The following is a 15,839-nucleotide window of genomic DNA, read 5'->3' as shown; positions in this document are numbered from 1 at the left end:
TCCGACCGTCCTTTAAATTTGCTATTGAGTTCGCCGATAGAAAATCGACGAGAGATCGTCAATCGCTATCTTTTGTAATAATTCCAATGAGTTCGCTTCCATGACGGACGTGCATAGCTCAAACTATTCACTGCGCGACGAAATCCGCGAATATTGGTCAATACGCTCCGAAACCTTTGACTTGGGCGTAGGACACGAAATTTTTTCCGACGCGGAGAGGCGCGGCTGGCATCGGCTGATCACGCGGCATCTCGGTCAGGGAGAGGGGCGAGCAGCTCTGGACCTTGCCTGTGGCACGGCCGTCATCTCGCATCTCATGCACGACCTGGGTTTCGCTGTTACAGGCGCCGACTGGTCGGAGGCGATGCTGTCCCGGGCACGCGCCAAGGCGGCGAAGCGCGGCAGCGATATCCGCTTCATCATGTGCGACGCCGAGAACACCATGGAGGCCCGTGGCAGCTACGATGTCATCATTACGCGCCACCTCGTCTGGACCCTGGTCGATCCCAGGGCCGCATTCGCGGAATGGTATGCGCTACTGAAGCCGGGCGGAAAACTACTGGTCGTCGACCTGAACCAAGACAAAAAGACATGGGCCGGTCTGCTCCGCGCATCGCTGGAGAAAATCACCGGCAAGCCGATAGCTGGAATGCGGGATGCGGATCTCGCCGATCGTGATCAGCGAATTCGGTCGCAGCTGTTTTTTTCCAAGGGCATGACCGCGGAATCAGTGGTGACGCTCCTCGAGGAGGCTGGCTTCACCGGCACCGTGGTGGACCGGAAAATGCATGACATTCATCTGGCGCAGGCCCGCAAGATGCCCTTGTTGCGTGGGCTGGACCGTCTCTTCCAGGATCGATACGCGATCTGCGTCACAAAGCCCCTGACCTAAGGGGCGGCGGGCTCCGGCCTCACGTCGCAAATCGTCAATGACGGAGACGGCCCTCACCGAGCCATAAGCCAGCACTGGCTCAGTGATGGATCATCAGCGGCTCAGATCAGCCCGGCCTGCGTCGCCCATTTCAGCTGAGTGAAAGCTGTCACCTCATAGCGCGCCATATAGGTGCAGCGCTGGTGCCCCCCCGGCGTGAAGGAAAGCCGCAAGTCTTGCGCCAAGGCTTGCGCGTCCGCCTCATCGGCGAGCATCACCAATTGGGTAATGCCGCCCGCTCGACTCTCCACAGCGAAATCGCCCCGCAAGCGAGGGGTAAGCCACGCCACCGTGACTTCATTCGGCGTCGGAAAGAGCCTGCCATCCCCAAAAGCCGGCTTTTCTCGTGAACGCTTCCGCAAAGTCAGGAAGTCTCGAAATTCAAAAGCGATACCGTGGCTGACGCTACGAAAAGCGTCGAACTTGCCATTCGTCAACCGAACCATTCCCCTCCCCCAAAACCTCACCACCGATCCCATCTAGGGGTGAGGCAACACGCGGTGCTTACACGGCGTTTCCAGGCTAGCTCCTTCCCTTCGTGAAGAGCCTTGGGGAGCTGGCCTATTCTGCGCTATTTTCCCCAGGAAGCTCATCTGCAGACGAAGCTCGGTTCGAATAATACACGCTCGATCAAATGGCTACCAGAACCTCGACCGCGCCCGCACCCCCGGAGCTGGAAGATGAAGCAGCGCACCGTGGGCAATTCGACTGAAGGGCCTCATCGGCGAAGCCAACGGATATATTGGAGCGAGCCATGGCCATGAGCATCAAGACCCGCTTCAGAATACGCGTTATGATTGCGGTCACGGCCATATGCGCGTTGATCGGCGCCGTCATCCAATGGCGCTCCATCGATAATCTGACACCTGCGATGATCGGCGCGCTTGTCGTCGGGCTGATCGGTGCCTGCGTCTGCTATTTTGAAATGGCCTTCCACGACCGCCTACGGCGCGTGAGCCTGGGCGCGGCGCTGGCGCTTCGTCTTGTCGCCTATCTTGCCATCGTGCTGATGATCGGGAAGCTCGTCCGTCTCGTCACGGGCATCCCCTATGAGGCGAGCAGCAGCGACATCTGGGGAACGCTCGCGCTGACTTTCGGCTTCAACTTCCTTTTCGTCCTGCGACGGCAGTTCGGCACCACCAACCTCATCGCGCTGGTCACCGGCCGCTACAGGCAGCCGCGGCAGGAGGAGCGGGCCGTTCTCTTCCTTGACCTCGCCGGCTCGACAGGAACCGCGGAGCGGCTGGGTGACGTGCGGTTCCATGCCTTCCTCGACACCCTCTTCACCGACATGACCGACGCGATCCTCGATCGCGGTGGCGAAATCTACCGTTACATCGGCGATGAGGTCATCGTGACATGGCAAGTGCCGTCACTGCTGAAATCGGCGCGGCGGCGCCACGACGTGCTCGATTGCTTCTTTGCTATTCGCGACGCGCTCGCCGCGAACAGGTCGCGCTACGAGGCCACCTTCGGCACGTCGCCGCATTTCCGGGGAGCTCTCCACGTCGGCCCCCTGGTGGTCGGCGAGATGGGAGACTTCAAACGCGAAATCGTGCTGCTCGGCGACCTGATGAACACGACCTCACGGATTGAGTCGCTCTGTCGGGATCTCGGAAAAGACTACCTTGTATCCGCGGCCGCCCATGACCTCCTCGCTGCTGGAGGCATGGAAGATCTGCATTTCGAGGATCTCGGGCCTGTCCGCATTCGCGGCAAAAGAGTGTCAATCCACCTGTTTGCGGCCTCTGACAAGCCGCCTGCGACATCCACGACCGACGAAGCCGCCAAAACCTATCCGACGACAGCCGAGACATCTGGTGTCACCACACCGGAAAAAGTGGATTAACGGCCCTGGCGGGCGATAGAGAATGCCGACCTTCGGATCTCAGGCACTCAAAACGTCAGAGGACGCCGGACCAGTCATATTCGCCGATCAGCCGCGCGGCCCGAGCTCTCCAGGCCGAACCTCGCGAGCGACGGCATCCAGCACCGCATTGACGAAGCCAGGCTCATCGTCGCTATAGAAGGCTCGCGATACATCCACATACTCGGAGATGACGACGCGGACGGGCACATCCTTGCGGAACATCAGCTCATAGCAGCCGGCACGCAAGACGGCGCGCAGGACGATCTCGACGCGCGTCAGCGGCCAACCCTTGGCCAGGGCGGCGTCGACCTTGCGATCCACCGGCTTCTGCTCACGGACGACGCCAGCAACGATATCGCGAAAAAATGCAGCTTCCGCCGGCTTGAAGGAGACACCGTCGATCTCCTGTCCCATCCAGTGCGCCTCGAACTGGGCAACCGCCTCGATGACGCCGGTTGCAGCGACGTCCATCTCATAGAGCGCCTGCACGGCCGCGAGGCGCGCTGCGCTGCGACGTTCGCCCTTGGAAATCTGCGCGTCGCTCATCGGGTTTTTCCCGTCACGGCCAGATCGCGCTTGATGCGAAGAACGGCGAGCGCCGCTTGCGCTGCACCTCCGCCCTTGTCCATCTCGCTGACCCGCGCCCGCGCCCAGGCCTGCTCGTCGTTCTCGACCGTCAGGATGCCATTGCCGAACGGCAGACGGCGGCTCACCGCCAGATTCATGAGGGCGCGCGCGCTCTCATTGGCAACGATTTCGTAGTGGCCCGTCTCGCCCCTGATGACGCACCCGAGTGCCACCGCCGCATCATAGGGAAGGCCCCGCGCCTCGGCCGCGTCAAGCGCGATCGCCAAAAGAGCCGGCAATTCAAGCGCGCCCGGCACTGTAAGAACGTCGACGGCGGCGCCTGCAGCCTCGCACGCGCCGCGCGCGCCCCGCAGCAGTTCGTCTGCCAGGTCATCATAGAAGCGCGCCTCGACAATAAGAACGCGCGCTGGGCCCGAGGAGGAGGCGACAGGTGTGCTTTGGCGTGGAGCGGCCATGAGATGATCCGGACAAGATAAAACGGGACAGATGAAAAATTGGGGTCCGGGCAAACCTCGCCACGAACCGAACCTGTGCTCAGTAACCCGCCCCCCGCGCCTCCGCAAGGCGTGCGGCATAGCGAGCCATGAGATCCACCTCTAGATTGAGGCGGTCGCCAACATTTCTCGCGCCCCAGGTCGTGACCTCGAGCGTATGCGGAATGAGGAGGATGGAGAACACGCTGCCCTCGACGTGATTGACCGTCAGAGAACAGCCGTCGAGCGCAACCGAACCCTTGGTGGCGATGAACGCGGCAATAGCCTCGGGGGCGCGGATGTCGAACCGGGCGGTCGCCCCCCAGGAACTCCCCTCGCCCGCCTCCGTGATGTCCTGACGCGCGACGATCGTGCCGATCCCGTCCACATGGCCCGTGACGATATGTCCCCCGAGCTCGTCACCGATCTTGAGGGAGCGTTCGAGATTGATACGCGTGCCGACTGTCCAGTCGCCCACCGTCGTCAAGGCAAGCGTTTCGGCAGCCGCGTCGACCTCAAACCACGAACCCTGCCCGTGCGGGCCGACTGCGACAACCGTGAGGCAAGGACCGCCACAGGCGATCGAGGCGCCGATCGCGATCGTCTCCGGGTCATAGCGGGAAATGATGCGCAGACGGCGCAGGGTCCCCTGGAAGTCCTCCGCGGCGACGATCTCGCCGACATCGGTCACGATTCCGGTAAACATGAACTTGGCCTTTCAAGGACGGTGAAGCGATCAACGGCCCCGTCGACCGCGCCGCCCGCGTCATTCCTTGCAACGTCAGATGTGGCGACATCCCATGTGGCGGCGGCTTTGACAATCCCGCCGCGAACAAGTCCACCAAGATGCGGTCCAAGAGCGGTGATGCCCAGTCGCGCCGACAACGCCCGCAGCGCGCGCGGTCCCGTCACGGTCACGAGCTCATCGACCAAGCCGGCGGCGGCGAGCGCATCCGCCAGTCGCGGGCCCCCCTCGCAAAAGACGCGTGTCACACCACGCGTCGCCAGAAGCCGCAGCGCCGCAGCGAGATCGACCGTGCCGACGGAGCCAAGCCGCATCACCTCGACGCCCTGCGCGACCAGTGCTCGCTCGGCCTCGACCGGCGCGTCCCGGCCAGCGATGATCCATGTCGGATGCTTGAGCGCCGTTCGCGCGACCACCGCTGAGGGTGGCGTGCGGAGTGCCGTGTCGATGATCACGCGCACGGGCGAGCGAGCCTCCATCCCCGGCAGCCGCACATTCAGGGCGGGATCATCGGCGAGCACCGTGCCGACGCCCACCATGATCACATCGGCATGCGCGCGCATGAGATGGACGTGGTCGTTGGCGATGGGCCCCGTGATGCGCAGGCGCTCACCCGCGACGCCGGCGAAACCGTCCGCGGTCATCGCGAGCTTCACGGTGACCGCCGGTCGTCCCTCGCGTACACGCAGGATATGGCCGCGATGGGCGCGCTCGGCCTCGACGGCCAAAGGGCCGGTGGTCACGGCGATACCCGCCGCCCTGAGACGCGCATGCCCCGAGCCCGCGACCCGCGGGTCAGGATCCTCGAGCGCCGAGACGACGCGCGCGATGCCCGCGGCGATGACCGCGTCGACGCAGGGCGGGCTTCGCCCCCAATGCGAACAGGGCTCGAGTGTGACATAGAGCGTCCCGCCGCGCGCCGCCGCGCCGGCAGCGGCTAGCGCCACGGGCTCGCCATGGGGGCGCCCCCCGGGCTGGGTCATGCCACGGCCCAGGATGATCCCCTCCGGCCCCGGCGCGACGATGAGGGCGCCGACAGAGGGATTAGGCCAGGTCAGCCCCAGATGCCGCGCGCCAAGGGCGAGCGCATCGCGCATGAAACGGCGATCCAGGGACATCTGGCGCGGCGAGGGGCGATCGGTCGCGGACAAAGCTCAAGTCTTCGTGTCAGCCGAGCCGGGAGCATCTGCCCCACCGGAAGCGTCAACCCCTCGCGCGGCCTCCCCAACATCGGCCTCGACGGGCAACTCTTCAAGGGCGAGCTCGCCAATGAGCGCCTTGAAATCCTGCGCCTCACGAAAGTTCCGGTACACGGAAGCGAAGCGGACATAGGCGACGCTGTCAAGATTGCGCAGCGCCTTCATTACGACCTCGCCGATCATCTGGCTGGTGACTTCAGACTCGCCTGTGCTCTCGAGCTGGCGGACCACACCGTTGATAAGCCGCTCGACGCGTTCCGGATCGACCGCCCGCTTGCGCAGCGAGACATTGACGGATCGCGTGAGCTTGTCGCGGTCGAAGGGCACCCGCCGCCCGGACCGCTTCAACACCATCAGCTCGCGCAGCTGAACGCGTTCGAACGTGGTGAAACGACCACCGCAGTCCGGACAGACACGCCGACGGCGGATGGAGGAATGATCATCGGTCGGCCGGGAGTCCTTCACCTGCGTGTCGAGACTGCCGCAGAACGGGCAACGCATGGTTTCACTCCGGTTTCACGACGCAGCGCCCCCCGGCGCTGCGTCCGAAAACCATATCAGGCTCCGATAAGGCCAGGCGAGTCCTATCACCCGTAGATCGGAAAGCGCTTGGTCAGTCCATGGGTGCGCTTCAGCACGGAGGCCTCCGTGGCGGCGTTCTCGACGTCACCATGAGCCGCCAGGCCGTCGAGCACCTCGACGATGAGCGACGCTACCTGCTTGAACTCGGCCACGCCAAAGCCGCGCGAGGTCGCCGCCGGCGTGCCAAGACGAATGCCGGATGTGATCGTCGGCTTCTCCGGGTCGAACGGCACACCATTTTTGTTGCAGGTGATGCCAGCGCGTCCAAGTGCGGCCTCGGCGGCCTTCCCCGTCAGCTTCTTCGGCCGGAGGTCGACGAGCATGAGGTGGTTGTCGGTGCCGCCCGTGACGATGTCATAGCCGCCGGCCGCGATTCCATCAGCCAGCACCTTGGCGTTATCAACGACCGCCCGCGCGTAAATCTTGAAGTCCGGCTTCAGCGCCTCACCGAAGGAGACCGCCTTCGCAGCGATGACATGCATCAACGGTCCGCCTTGAAGACCGGGGAAGATCGCTGAATTGATCTTCTTCGCAAGGTCCTCGTCGTTGGTGAGGATCATGCCGCCACGCGGGCCGCGCAAGGTCTTATGGGTCGTGGTCGTGACCACGTGGGCATGCGGGAACGGCGAAGGATGCGCGCCACCGGCCACGAGACCCGCGAAATGGGCGATATCGACCATGAAATAGGCGCCGACGGCATCGGCGATAGCGCGGAAGCGCTCGAAATCCCAATGGCGGGCATAGGCCGAGCCACCCGCCACGATGACCTTGGGCTTGTGCGCGTGCGCGAGACGTTCCACCTCGTCCATATCGACCCGGTGGTCGGTCTTCGAAACCGGATAGGGGACGGGCTTGAACCACTTGCCCGACATGTTCGGCGGTGCGCCATGGGTCAGATGGCCACCGGCGGCGAGGTCCAGTCCCATGAACGTGTCGCCAGGCTGCATCAGCGCCATGAACACGGCCTGATTCGCCTGGGAGCCGGAATTAGGCTGCACGTTGGCGAAGCGGCAGTCGAACAGGCGGCAGGCCCGCTCGATCGCGAGATCCTCCGCGATATCGACGAACTGGCAGCCACCGTAGTAGCGGCGGCGCGGATAACCCTCCGCGTATTTGTTCGTCATCACCGAGCCCTGGGCCTCGAGGACGGCGCGGGAGACAATGTTCTCGGAGGCGATCAATTCGATTTCATCGCGCTGGCGACCGAGTTCGAGTTCAATGGCGCGCGCGATCTCCGGATCGGCGTCCGCGAGTGACGCGGAGAAAAAGCTGTTGGTCAAATGGCTTCCGGCCGCGGCTTCATGTGCGCTCATCGTCTCTACTCCCGTGACAGAACGGTATCGATGGCGCGATATGTATGCGCCACCGCAAGCGGTGCCAAGCTCGGCCAGCCGTGCCGAACGATGTGCTGGAACGACGGCGTCTTGACCGCGCCGTCCCCATATCACGCGCCACGATCAAGGCCAACACAGGACGGCGAAAACAGCGGCGGACGGGCTATTGGACGCACCTCGGGCACAGCTCCAAGGGCGTGATGGCCGTTGGTCGGCGGACAGGACGACCCGTCCTGCGTGAATTGCATGATCGCGCGCCTCGTTCTAAGGAGCGGCCGGAGCCACAACAACCAACTTCATGGGCCGACATGCCGAATCAATCGACTGTCCCGGATCAGGATGCCTGGGCTTCGTGGCACCCGGCCGCTCTATCCCGCCGTATCGCCGGCGTGGCGAGCCCGTGGTGCATCGTCGGAGGCTGGGCGCTCGATCTCTGGCACGGCCGTGAGACGCGGGAGCATGGCGATCTCGAATTCGCTGTTCTGCGCGAAAACCTCGCCACCTTCCGCCAGAGCCTCGCGGCGCTCGAATTCTACAGCGTCAGGGATGGCTTGATCGAACGGCTGTCGCCCAACCAGGAGCCGGCCCCGGATGTCGTCCAGATCTGGTGCTTCGACCGCGCCGCGCAGAGATGGCGGGTTGACATGATGATCGAAGCCGGCACGCCTGAGACATGGGTCTACAAACGGGATCCGACGATCAGGCTTCCACGGGCCGAAATGGTGGCAACGACCGCCGAAGGCATCCCTTACCTCAAGCCTTCCGCTGTCCTTCTGTTCAAGGCCAAATATCGGCGTCCGAAGGATGAGGCGGATTTTGCGCGAGCCATGCCGCTTATGCCGCCGGCGGAACGCGCGTGGCTGAAGGGATGCCTTGATCGCCTCCATCCGGGACATGAATGGGCGCTGGCTCTTTAGGGGCAGGGGCTGAGCCCAGGCACCTCTAGAGGCCAGGCTGCCGCTCAAACAAAAGGCCCGCCGAAGAGGCGGGCCTTTCGTCTCATTGCGTTGAGAGCGATCAGTTCGTCGCGTCGATGTCTTCGTCGATCGCCGAATAGTTCATCACCTTCGCGATATTCAAGCCATCGCGATTGTAGATGTCGTCACGGAACTGCACAGCGCCGTCAGCCGTGGCCCAGCTCGTGATATAGGTCCAGTAGACCGGAACCGACGACGTAATCGTCGCGTCGATGCGGTCGCCCGAAGCAATCGCCGCGTCGATGCGGCTGCGGTCCCAACCGGGCGTGTCCTTGAGCAGCCACGTGATGTAGTCGCGCACGTTCTGCACGCGCACGCAGCCGGACGACACGAAGCGGAAATCGTCACCGAACACACCCTTGGACGGGGTGTCATGCATGTAGACGCCATGCGGGTTCGGGATATTGATGCGCACCATGCCCATCGAATTCAGGTCCGCGCCCGGGTCTTGCCGGAACATGTAGCGCGTCGCCTCGTTCGAGTTCCAGTTGATGCTCTGGGGCGGGACTTCCTGTCCCTGTCCGTTGAACACGCGGATCTTCTGGTCCGAGAGATAGCTCGGATCAGTCCGCATCTTCGGGATCAGGTCCTTGCGGATGATCGATGCCGGCACGGTCCAGAAGGGGTTGAAGTTCACCTGGGTGATCTTGGCGTTCATGATCGGCGACTGCCGATCGATCTTGCCGACGCCGGCCGCGTGGCGCGTCGCGACGTGACCGTTCTCGACGGTCTCCACCTGGGCAGCCGGAATATTCACGATCACGTAGCGCTGGCCGAGGTTGCCGGAGAGCGAACGCAGGCGGACAAGGTTCGTCTCAAGCTGCTGCAGGCGCACCTGCGCCGGCACGTTCATCGCGGCAATCGTGCTGGCGTTGACGACGCCCGTCGGCGCGAGGCCATGGCGCCCCTGGAAGCGCTTCACGGCGGCCTCGACGTAGGAATCGAAGATATCCGTATCGCTGGACTGGACGGAGAGGTCGCCGCTGATGGCAAGCCGCTGGCGAAGCGCGACGACAGCCGGGCTGCGCATACCGACCTTCAGCGTCTGGCGGCCTTGGATTTGTCCCCAGCCGCCACGGTTCACGATATCGCGATACTGTGCGATCGCTGCTTCTGTCGCCGCGACGGCCTCGGCCGACAGCGTCGGCGTATTGGAACGGCGCAGCCGCATGCTTGATGCGGCATCGTAGCTTTGCACCCACTCGGCCTGAGAGCCGAGTGCCACTTGTTGCGCTTGCACGACTTCGACCGCCGCGATCGACGTTACGCCGAGCGTGACAGCCAGCAATCCGACGTTCGATAATGAGTACCGAAGGCTCACAGACCCAATCCCACTGTTGAACTCAACATGCCCCGACGCCCGCGCATCTGCGCAGGCAAACAACCGCCGGGTCCGATCGGTCGAACTGTAAGCGGTAGTCCGTTAAACAACCATGAGCAGTCGGGCTAATTTGTGGCATCTAGCGGGACCTGTATCGCATCGTCAATCCCGTGTTGCCACCGCGCAACAAGCGGCAAGGAGATCCCGGCGCGCCCCAGGAGACATGCCAGATCTACTTGCCACCTTTTGCATCGATGCCATTGCCCACTCAGAGCTTGTAGCGGATCTGATCTGTCCAATAGCGCTCCAATCGCAGGAGGGAGCGATTGATGAGCTTGAAGTCCTCGGATGAGATGCCGCCGAGCGGCGCAATCGTCTGCATGTGCTTCTCGTAGAGCGCGGTCACGACATCGTGCACCGCCCTGCCTTTCGGGGTCAGCGTGATACGCATCGAGCGACGGTCGACGCGGGAGCGGGTCTGCTGCAGATAGCCCATCTCGACGAGCTTCTTGACGTTGTAGGAGACGTTGGCGCCGAGATAATAGCCGCGCGAGCGCAACTCGCTGGCGCTCAGTTCCTTGTCGCCGATATTGTAGAGCAGAAGCGCCTGCACGCTGTTCAGCTCGTTGCCACCGCGCCGCTCGAATTCATCCTTGATGACGTCGAGAAGACGGCGATGGAGACGCTCGACGAGCGTCAGCGATTCCAGATAGAGCCCGCTGATCTCGTCTTCGACCGGCGCGGGAACACTTTTTCCAATCAATTGTGCTGCAATAGTCATTTGACGCCTCATAAATTATCTTTGCGATCCGTTGATCGGATCTGCGAACCAATGAGGCAGAGACTACGCTAGATCTCTGAAAAGCGATTTAATCAATAAAATGAACAAGATATTTCTTCATCGGACGTAATTCTGGTGCAAATTGCGCGAAATCCGACGATGAAAACCTCCTGGAATCACAGCCACAAAGACTTAATCAGTCGCGCGCGCGGCAAGCCATGAGATCAGGAAATAGGTCGCGACGAGAATGACCATGGCTGCAATGGTCACAAATCCGTGACCGATGATATGCGGAAAGAAGATCGCCAGGATCAGGTCGCTCATCACGGCGAGCAGCCACATGACGCCGCCCCAAGTGCTGGTCAGCCACAAGCCGACGGCCGCGACGAGATCGATGATCGCGAAGTAGATCGTGGTGGCCTGGTAGGCCATCGGCCGCCCCTCGAAAGGCGCGTCACCGGGAAATACGCCGAGCAAGATCGCCCAATGCCCGACGCCCGTGACCAGCCAGACCACAGCCATCGCGCGCAGGAACCACACCAGCACCACATCCCACTGCAGCCCCGGGGATTCATCATTCGTCAGGGCATCGGCAAAGCCCTGCTGTGCGCCCGAACGGTCTTGCCGTGCTTTTGCCATTGCCATTCCTACCCACTATCACGTCGCGCAGGTCACTTCGGGAGACGAATCCCCTTCACGCTCCGCGTCTGGTATACGCGAAATGCGGCGAGCGCCGTTGCAGCCCCACCGCCCTTGGCGCAGGAGTCCCCGGAAAAGTCCTTGCGAGGATCAACCCGGGTACCGACGGATGGCGAAGGGGCGAGAGACTGGAGGCCAGAGGGCGCGACGTCAATCGCGTTGCAAGATGCCCCCTGCAGGATGCCCTGGCAAGACGCCCCGGCGCCATGCCCCTGCGACGTCATGGCGGGCAAGATGCCTCGTCCGGCATTTCGATATGAAGGATGAGATGCTAAGCGAGAGAGTATCACTTCAAGGCTGGATCGGATCCGATGTCTGTCAAGAATCCCTCCCCCTTCACGGGCCATGTCAACGGTCACGCTGCCGGCGATGCACGGCACGCGGCGTTTCACGGCTCGGCACGAACCGGAGCGGCGTCGCTCGGCCTGACTGTCCGGCCGCGACGCAACCGACAGAGTGAATGGGCTCGCAGGCTGGTCCGCGAGAACACGCTGTCCACCAACGACCTCATCTGGCCGTTGTTCGTGATCGAGGGCAACCAATCCCAGGATGTCGCGTCGATGCCGGGTGTCCAGCGTCTCCCGATCGAGCAGATCGTCGCTGAAGCGCGACGCGCCCGCGACCTCGATATCCCGGCCGTCGCCCTCTTTCCTTATACGGATCCGGCGCTCCGCGACGCCGAGGGCGGCGAGGCCGTGAATCCTGACAATCTCGTATGCCGCGCGGTTCGAGCCATCAAGGCCGCTGTCCCCGACATCGGCGTCGTCACCGATGTGGCCCTCGATCCCTATACCAGTCACGGGCACGACGGGGTGATGGACGGCGACACCATTCTCAATGATGAAACCGTCGCGCTTCTGGTCGCCCAGGCCATGACCCTCGCCGCCGCTGGCGCTGATGTGATTGCTCCGTCCGACATGATGGACGGACGCGTCGGCGCGATTCGGGCCGCGCTCGACCAGGCCGGATATTCCGATGTCCAGATCATGGCCTATGCGGCCAAATACGCCTCCGCCTTCTACGGGCCTTTCCGTGATGCGGTCGGCAGCAACGTGACTTTGGTGGGTGACAAGCGTACCTATCAGATGGACCCCGCCAATAGTGACGAGGCCCTGCGCGAAGTCGCGCTCGATCTCGAGGAAGGTGCTGATATGGTGATGGTCAAGCCTGGCCTGCCCTATCTGGACATCATCCACCGGGTCAAGGAAACCTTCGGTGTGCCGACATTCGCCTATCAGGTATCCGGCGAATACGCGATGATCGAGGGTGCGGCGCGCAATGGCTGGATCGATGGCGACAAGGCCATGGTGGAAAGTCTCATCGCCTTCAAGCGCGCCGGCGCTGACGGCATTCTGACGTATTTCGCGCCGCGGGTCGCCGCGATGCTCAAGGCGGTGAAGTAGGCGGCGCCGCTGATACAGGAACGGTCGGCCGCGGTGGCGGGCGGCCCCGCGCAATCCGGAAATATCGGCCGGCCGCTCAAAGGCCGGACCAGCCTGTGCAAGGCACCCACTCACACCGTTGGCCTGTCCATGCGCCGCCTTGTCGTCCTGCTCCTGATCGGTCTCGGCGTCATGACGGTGGCCGCCTGTTCCAGGTTGGTGGACGCCGACCAGGAGAGGGTCTGCCGCGCCGTGCTGCCGGCGATCAATCTGGAAAGTGAGATCGTCGACGTCGCGGCCCCTTTATCGGGGCCCCTGCCCAACAGCCTGCGCATCGACTACACCGCGAAGGACCCGGCCGGACGATTGCGCGGGCGCGTCCTGCTTTGCCGATTCGCGGGCACGGGCCTCGCGGCCGACAAGTCGCTTCTGATCGGCATCGCCACGGAACGGGGGCCGGTTTCCGATGCCAATTTCTACTTCCTGAAGCGCTTTTACCTGGACGCTCCCGAGGAGGAGAAAGCCGACATTGCGACGGCAAGGCCCGTACCACAGGTATCGCGCAGCGTCGGCCTCGGCCTCCAGCAGACCGTCTCCGCGCTGCCTTTGCTGGCCATCTACGGCCTCATCGCGAGCACGTATGCCCTGATCTTCGGGTTGATCGGCCGCATCAACCTCGCCTTCGGCCAGTTCGCTGTTCTTGGCGGAACCGCCGCCACTCTTGGCGTCGCCATCGCGCTCGCTGGGGGCATCTCCACCCCCTTCGTCGGCATCGGCCTGGGACTTGTTTTCGCGCTCTTCGCATCCGGCTTGCATGGGGTGGTGCTTGGCCGCGTTGCGATCGCCCCCCTGCGTGACGCCAGCGGCCAGCGCGTTCTCATAGCGAGCCTCGGCCTGTCCATTGCCATGGCGGAGTATCTACGCCTGGCGCAGGGTAGTTATGCCCAGTGGCTGCCACCGCTCTGGAACAATCCCCTGCCGCTGGCCGAAGCAGAAGGCTTCGCCGTGACGACGACACCCATGAATCTCGCGATCAGCATGGCCGGTTTCGTCGTCGCGATCGCTCTCATCGCCGTCATGCGCCTGACCGGCTTTGGCAGGGCATGGCGTGCCTATGCCGATGATCCGGGCGCCGCGGCGCTGTGCGGCATCAACGGCGGCCGACTGTTCGACCAGACGTTCCTGCTGGCGTGCATGCTGGCCGGCTTTGGCGGCTTCATCATGGCGATCTACTACGGCAATGTCGGCTATACCTCGGGCATGTCCCTGGGCCTCAAGGCCCTTATCGCTGCCGTCCTCGGCGGCGTCGGATCCGTGGGGGGAGCCTTTCTCGGCGGGCTTATTGTGGGCGCGGCCGAGGCGCTGTGGTCGGCCACCCTGCCCATCGAGAGCCGCGACATCGCGATCTATGCGCTGCTTGCGGTCATTCTCGTCCTGCGTCCGCAGGGTCTGTTCGGAGCAGACCCGGATCACACGATAAGCCACAATTCGTCAAAAACATGAGAAATATTCTTTAATTTATTGATATCATTATAAAATAATAGATTCAAATCGTGATTTGAGCCGCAATCACAGATGCACGAAAAATCTGTGCTAAGCGGTGACGGAACGAAGCAAGACAATGTCACCAGTGGAGATTCCGCCGTGCCGACAACGACCGATGCAATCCTGAACCTTACGGATATCGAAAGGGCCGCCGGCATCCTCGGCGACGCCGTTGTCCGGTCGCCACTCCTCGCCTCGCCGTCCCTGAGCGCGCTGACCGGTGCGGATGTGTACGTCAAATACGAGAACATGCAGCCGACCGGCTCGTTCAAGGAGCGCGGCGCGCTCGTGAAACTCTCAAGCCTCACACCGGAGGAACGCCTGCGCGGCGTCATAGCGATGTCCGCCGGCAACCACGCGCAGGCTGTCGCTTACCACGCCAAGCGCCTTGGTATCCCCGCGACAATCGTCATGCCGCAGGCCACGCCGCTGGTGAAGGTCGAGAATACGCGCGCCCATGGGGCGCATGTCGTGCTGGATGGCGAGACCCTGTCCGAATCCGCCGTCCGGGCGGAGGCCATCGCCGCCGCTGAGAACCTGGTGTTCATCCACCCCTACGACGACAAGGCCATCATGGCCGGCCAGGGAACGGTCGGACTCGAAATCCTGACCGACAATCCCGATCTCGATGTGCTGGTTATTCCCATCGGCGGTGGCGGCCTGTTCGCCGGCATTGCCACGGCAGCCAAGGCGCTGAAGCCCGGGATCGAGCTCATCGGTGTCGAGGCGGCGCTCTATCCGTCCTTCTCCAACGCGCTTTCAGGCAGAGACACGCCGATCGGCGGCCCGACCATCGCCGAGGGCATCGCCGTGAAGAACGTCGGCAAGCTGACCCTGCCGGTGGTGCGCCAGCTCGCCAGCGACGTGCTCGTGGTCGATGAGGAGGTGCTGGAAGGCGCCGTGAACGCCTATGCCACGCTTCAGCGCAGCATGGCCGAGGGCGCGGGCGCGGCGGCGCTGGCCGCCCTCCTTGCCTATCCCGAGCGTTTCAAGGGCCGCAAGGTCGGGCTGGTCCTGAGTGGCGGCAATATCGATGCCCGGCTCCTGGCTTCAGTGATGGTGCGGGCGCTGGAGCGCGCCGACCGCATTGTCTCCTTCCGGGTCATCACCAACGACGGCCCGGGGCTGCTCGGCCGCATCGCGAGCCGGCTCGGCGAACTCGGCGCCAACATTCTCGAGGTCTCGCACGGGCGCCTTTTCCTTGACGTGCCGGCCAAGGGCGTGTCGATCGACCTCACCATCGAGACCCGGGATGCCGAGCACTCGCGGCGCATTCTCAGCGCGCTCGCCGAGGATGGCCTCGCCCCGACCCGGGTCGATGCCAGAAGTCGGGCCGAACAGGGTCATTGAGGCCCGCGACGGAACCTCGCTCTCGTATTATCATTCACTAAGCGTGCGAATCGTACGGGAGT

The 15,839-nt window shown here is 63.2% G+C and carries 16 protein-coding genes; 6 read left to right on the top strand and 10 right to left on the bottom strand.

Features of this window, described 5'->3' with window-relative positions:
* Positions 1 to 100: 100 nt before the first annotated feature.
* Positions 101 to 892, top strand: a complete 792-nt coding sequence (locus KIO74_RS04430) for a class I SAM-dependent methyltransferase (RefSeq protein WP_213330880.1) — start codon at positions 101 to 103, stop codon at positions 890 to 892.
* Between the two features lie 101 nt (positions 893 to 993).
* On the opposite strand, the gene KIO74_RS04425 is transcribed toward KIO74_RS04430, so the two are convergent.
* On the bottom strand, positions 994 to 1,377 hold the full coding sequence (locus tag KIO74_RS04425) for a hypothetical protein (protein ID WP_213330878.1): 384 nt from the start codon (positions 1,375 to 1,377) through the stop codon (positions 994 to 996).
* A 308-nt stretch (positions 1,378 to 1,685) separates the two neighbouring features.
* Here KIO74_RS04425 and KIO74_RS04420 point away from each other — a divergent pair, with 308 nt between their 5' ends.
* On the top strand, positions 1,686 to 2,780 hold the full coding sequence (locus KIO74_RS04420) for an adenylate/guanylate cyclase domain-containing protein (protein WP_213330876.1): 1,095 nt from the start codon (positions 1,686 to 1,688) through the stop codon (positions 2,778 to 2,780).
* A gap of 87 nt (positions 2,781 to 2,867) precedes the next feature.
* On the opposite strand, the gene nusB is transcribed toward KIO74_RS04420, so the two are convergent.
* The 6 genes from nusB to glyA all read right to left on the bottom strand — a co-directional run bounded on the left by nusB (position 2,868) and on the right by glyA (position 7,701).
* Positions 2,868 to 3,347: a transcription antitermination factor NusB gene (gene nusB / locus KIO74_RS04415; RefSeq protein ID WP_213330874.1), complete on the bottom strand. Its 480-nt coding sequence runs from the start codon at positions 3,345 to 3,347 to the stop codon at positions 2,868 to 2,870.
* The gene (gene ribH / locus KIO74_RS04410) at positions 3,344 to 3,844 is read right to left on the bottom strand and encodes a 6,7-dimethyl-8-ribityllumazine synthase (RefSeq protein WP_213330872.1); all 501 of its coding nucleotides are present in this window, start codon (positions 3,842 to 3,844) and stop codon (positions 3,344 to 3,346) included. Before ribH ends, nusB begins: the two co-directional genes overlap by 4 nt.
* A 79-nt stretch (positions 3,845 to 3,923) precedes the next feature.
* On the bottom strand, positions 3,924 to 4,568 hold the full coding sequence (locus KIO74_RS04405; protein WP_213330870.1) for a riboflavin synthase: 645 nt from the start codon (positions 4,566 to 4,568) through the stop codon (positions 3,924 to 3,926).
* Positions 4,550 to 5,725, bottom strand: coding sequence for a bifunctional diaminohydroxyphosphoribosylaminopyrimidine deaminase/5-amino-6-(5-phosphoribosylamino)uracil reductase RibD (ribD, locus tag KIO74_RS04400; protein WP_213334139.1), 1,176 nt, complete (start codon positions 5,723 to 5,725; stop codon positions 4,550 to 4,552). Before ribD ends, KIO74_RS04405 begins: the two co-directional genes overlap by 19 nt.
* Before the next feature lie 36 nt (positions 5,726 to 5,761).
* A complete protein-coding gene (gene nrdR, locus KIO74_RS04395) occupies positions 5,762 to 6,307 on the bottom strand; it encodes a transcriptional regulator NrdR (RefSeq protein WP_213330868.1) in 546 nt (181 codons plus the stop codon).
* Between the two features lie 86 nt (positions 6,308 to 6,393).
* Positions 6,394 to 7,701, bottom strand: coding sequence for a serine hydroxymethyltransferase (glyA, locus tag KIO74_RS04390; RefSeq protein WP_213330866.1), 1,308 nt, complete (start codon positions 7,699 to 7,701; stop codon positions 6,394 to 6,396).
* A 329-nt stretch (positions 7,702 to 8,030) separates the two neighbouring features.
* Between glyA and KIO74_RS04385 the strand changes: the two genes are divergently transcribed.
* Entirely contained in the window at positions 8,031 to 8,639 is a 609-nt protein-coding gene (locus tag KIO74_RS04385) for a nucleotidyltransferase domain-containing protein (protein WP_213330864.1), read from the top strand.
* Positions 8,640 to 8,739: 100 nt separating this feature from the next.
* Here KIO74_RS04385 and KIO74_RS04380 read toward each other — a convergent pair whose 3' ends face one another.
* The 3 genes from KIO74_RS04380 to KIO74_RS04370 all read right to left on the bottom strand — a co-directional run bounded on the left by KIO74_RS04380 (position 8,740) and on the right by KIO74_RS04370 (position 11,440).
* A complete protein-coding gene (locus KIO74_RS04380; protein ID WP_291979001.1) occupies positions 8,740 to 9,957 on the bottom strand; it encodes a L,D-transpeptidase family protein in 1,218 nt (405 codons plus the stop codon).
* Positions 9,958 to 10,288: 331 nt separating this feature from the next.
* Positions 10,289 to 10,801: a transcriptional regulator LdtR gene (ldtR, locus tag KIO74_RS04375; RefSeq protein WP_213330862.1), complete on the bottom strand. Its 513-nt coding sequence runs from the start codon at positions 10,799 to 10,801 to the stop codon at positions 10,289 to 10,291.
* A gap of 192 nt (positions 10,802 to 10,993) precedes the next feature.
* Positions 10,994 to 11,440, bottom strand: a complete 447-nt coding sequence (locus KIO74_RS04370; RefSeq protein ID WP_213330860.1) for a DUF6163 family protein — start codon at positions 11,438 to 11,440, stop codon at positions 10,994 to 10,996.
* A gap of 371 nt (positions 11,441 to 11,811) precedes the next feature.
* Here KIO74_RS04370 and hemB point away from each other — a divergent pair, with 371 nt between their 5' ends.
* The 3 genes from hemB to KIO74_RS04355 all read left to right on the top strand — a co-directional run bounded on the left by hemB (position 11,812) and on the right by KIO74_RS04355 (position 15,777).
* A complete protein-coding gene (gene hemB / locus KIO74_RS04365; RefSeq protein ID WP_213330858.1) occupies positions 11,812 to 12,903 on the top strand; it encodes a porphobilinogen synthase in 1,092 nt (363 codons plus the stop codon).
* Between the two features lie 33 nt (positions 12,904 to 12,936).
* Positions 12,937 to 14,385, top strand: a complete 1,449-nt coding sequence (locus KIO74_RS04360; RefSeq protein ID WP_213330856.1) for a branched-chain amino acid ABC transporter permease — start codon at positions 12,937 to 12,939, stop codon at positions 14,383 to 14,385.
* Between the two features lie 72 nt (positions 14,386 to 14,457).
* Complete coding sequence (locus KIO74_RS04355; RefSeq protein WP_213330854.1) at positions 14,458 to 15,777, top strand: threonine ammonia-lyase; 1,320 nt, start codon at positions 14,458 to 14,460, stop codon at positions 15,775 to 15,777.
* Positions 15,778 to 15,839: the final 62 nt, after the last annotated feature.

The sequence above is a fragment of the Chelatococcus sp. HY11 genome (assembly GCF_018398335.1).
In the GTDB taxonomy this organism is placed as follows: Bacteria; Pseudomonadota; Alphaproteobacteria; order Rhizobiales; family Beijerinckiaceae; genus Chelatococcus.
This window is presented reverse-complemented; position numbering and strand designations above follow the sequence as displayed.

Bases quoted from the DNA above. Each gene is read 5' to 3' on its own strand.
- KIO74_RS04430 (WP_213330880.1), top strand. From the start codon at position 101: ATGACGGACGTGCATAGCTCAAACTATTCACTGCGCGACGAAATCCGC.
- KIO74_RS04425 (WP_213330878.1), bottom strand. From the start codon at position 1,377: ATGGTTCGGTTGACGAATGGCAAGTTCGACGCTTTTCGTAGCGTCAGC.
- KIO74_RS04420 (WP_213330876.1), top strand. From the start codon at position 1,686: ATGGCCATGAGCATCAAGACCCGCTTCAGAATACGCGTTATGATTGCG.
- nusB (WP_213330874.1), bottom strand. From the start codon at position 3,347: ATGAGCGACGCGCAGATTTCCAAGGGCGAACGTCGCAGCGCAGCGCGC.
- ribH (WP_213330872.1), bottom strand. From the start codon at position 3,844: ATGGCCGCTCCACGCCAAAGCACACCTGTCGCCTCCTCCTCGGGCCCA.
- KIO74_RS04405 (WP_213330870.1), bottom strand. From the start codon at position 4,568: ATGTTTACCGGAATCGTGACCGATGTCGGCGAGATCGTCGCCGCGGAG.
- ribD (WP_213334139.1), bottom strand. From the start codon at position 5,725: ATGTCCCTGGATCGCCGTTTCATGCGCGATGCGCTCGCCCTTGGCGCG.
- nrdR (WP_213330868.1), bottom strand. From the start codon at position 6,307: ATGCGTTGCCCGTTCTGCGGCAGTCTCGACACGCAGGTGAAGGACTCC.
- glyA (WP_213330866.1), bottom strand. From the start codon at position 7,701: ATGAGCGCACATGAAGCCGCGGCCGGAAGCCATTTGACCAACAGCTTT.
- KIO74_RS04385 (WP_213330864.1), top strand. From the start codon at position 8,031: ATGCCGAATCAATCGACTGTCCCGGATCAGGATGCCTGGGCTTCGTGG.
- ldtR (WP_213330862.1), bottom strand. From the start codon at position 10,801: ATGACTATTGCAGCACAATTGATTGGAAAAAGTGTTCCCGCGCCGGTC.
- KIO74_RS04370 (WP_213330860.1), bottom strand. From the start codon at position 11,440: ATGGCAAAAGCACGGCAAGACCGTTCGGGCGCACAGCAGGGCTTTGCC.
- hemB (WP_213330858.1), top strand. From the start codon at position 11,812: ATGTCTGTCAAGAATCCCTCCCCCTTCACGGGCCATGTCAACGGTCAC.
- KIO74_RS04355 (WP_213330854.1), top strand. From the start codon at position 14,458: ATGCACGAAAAATCTGTGCTAAGCGGTGACGGAACGAAGCAAGACAAT.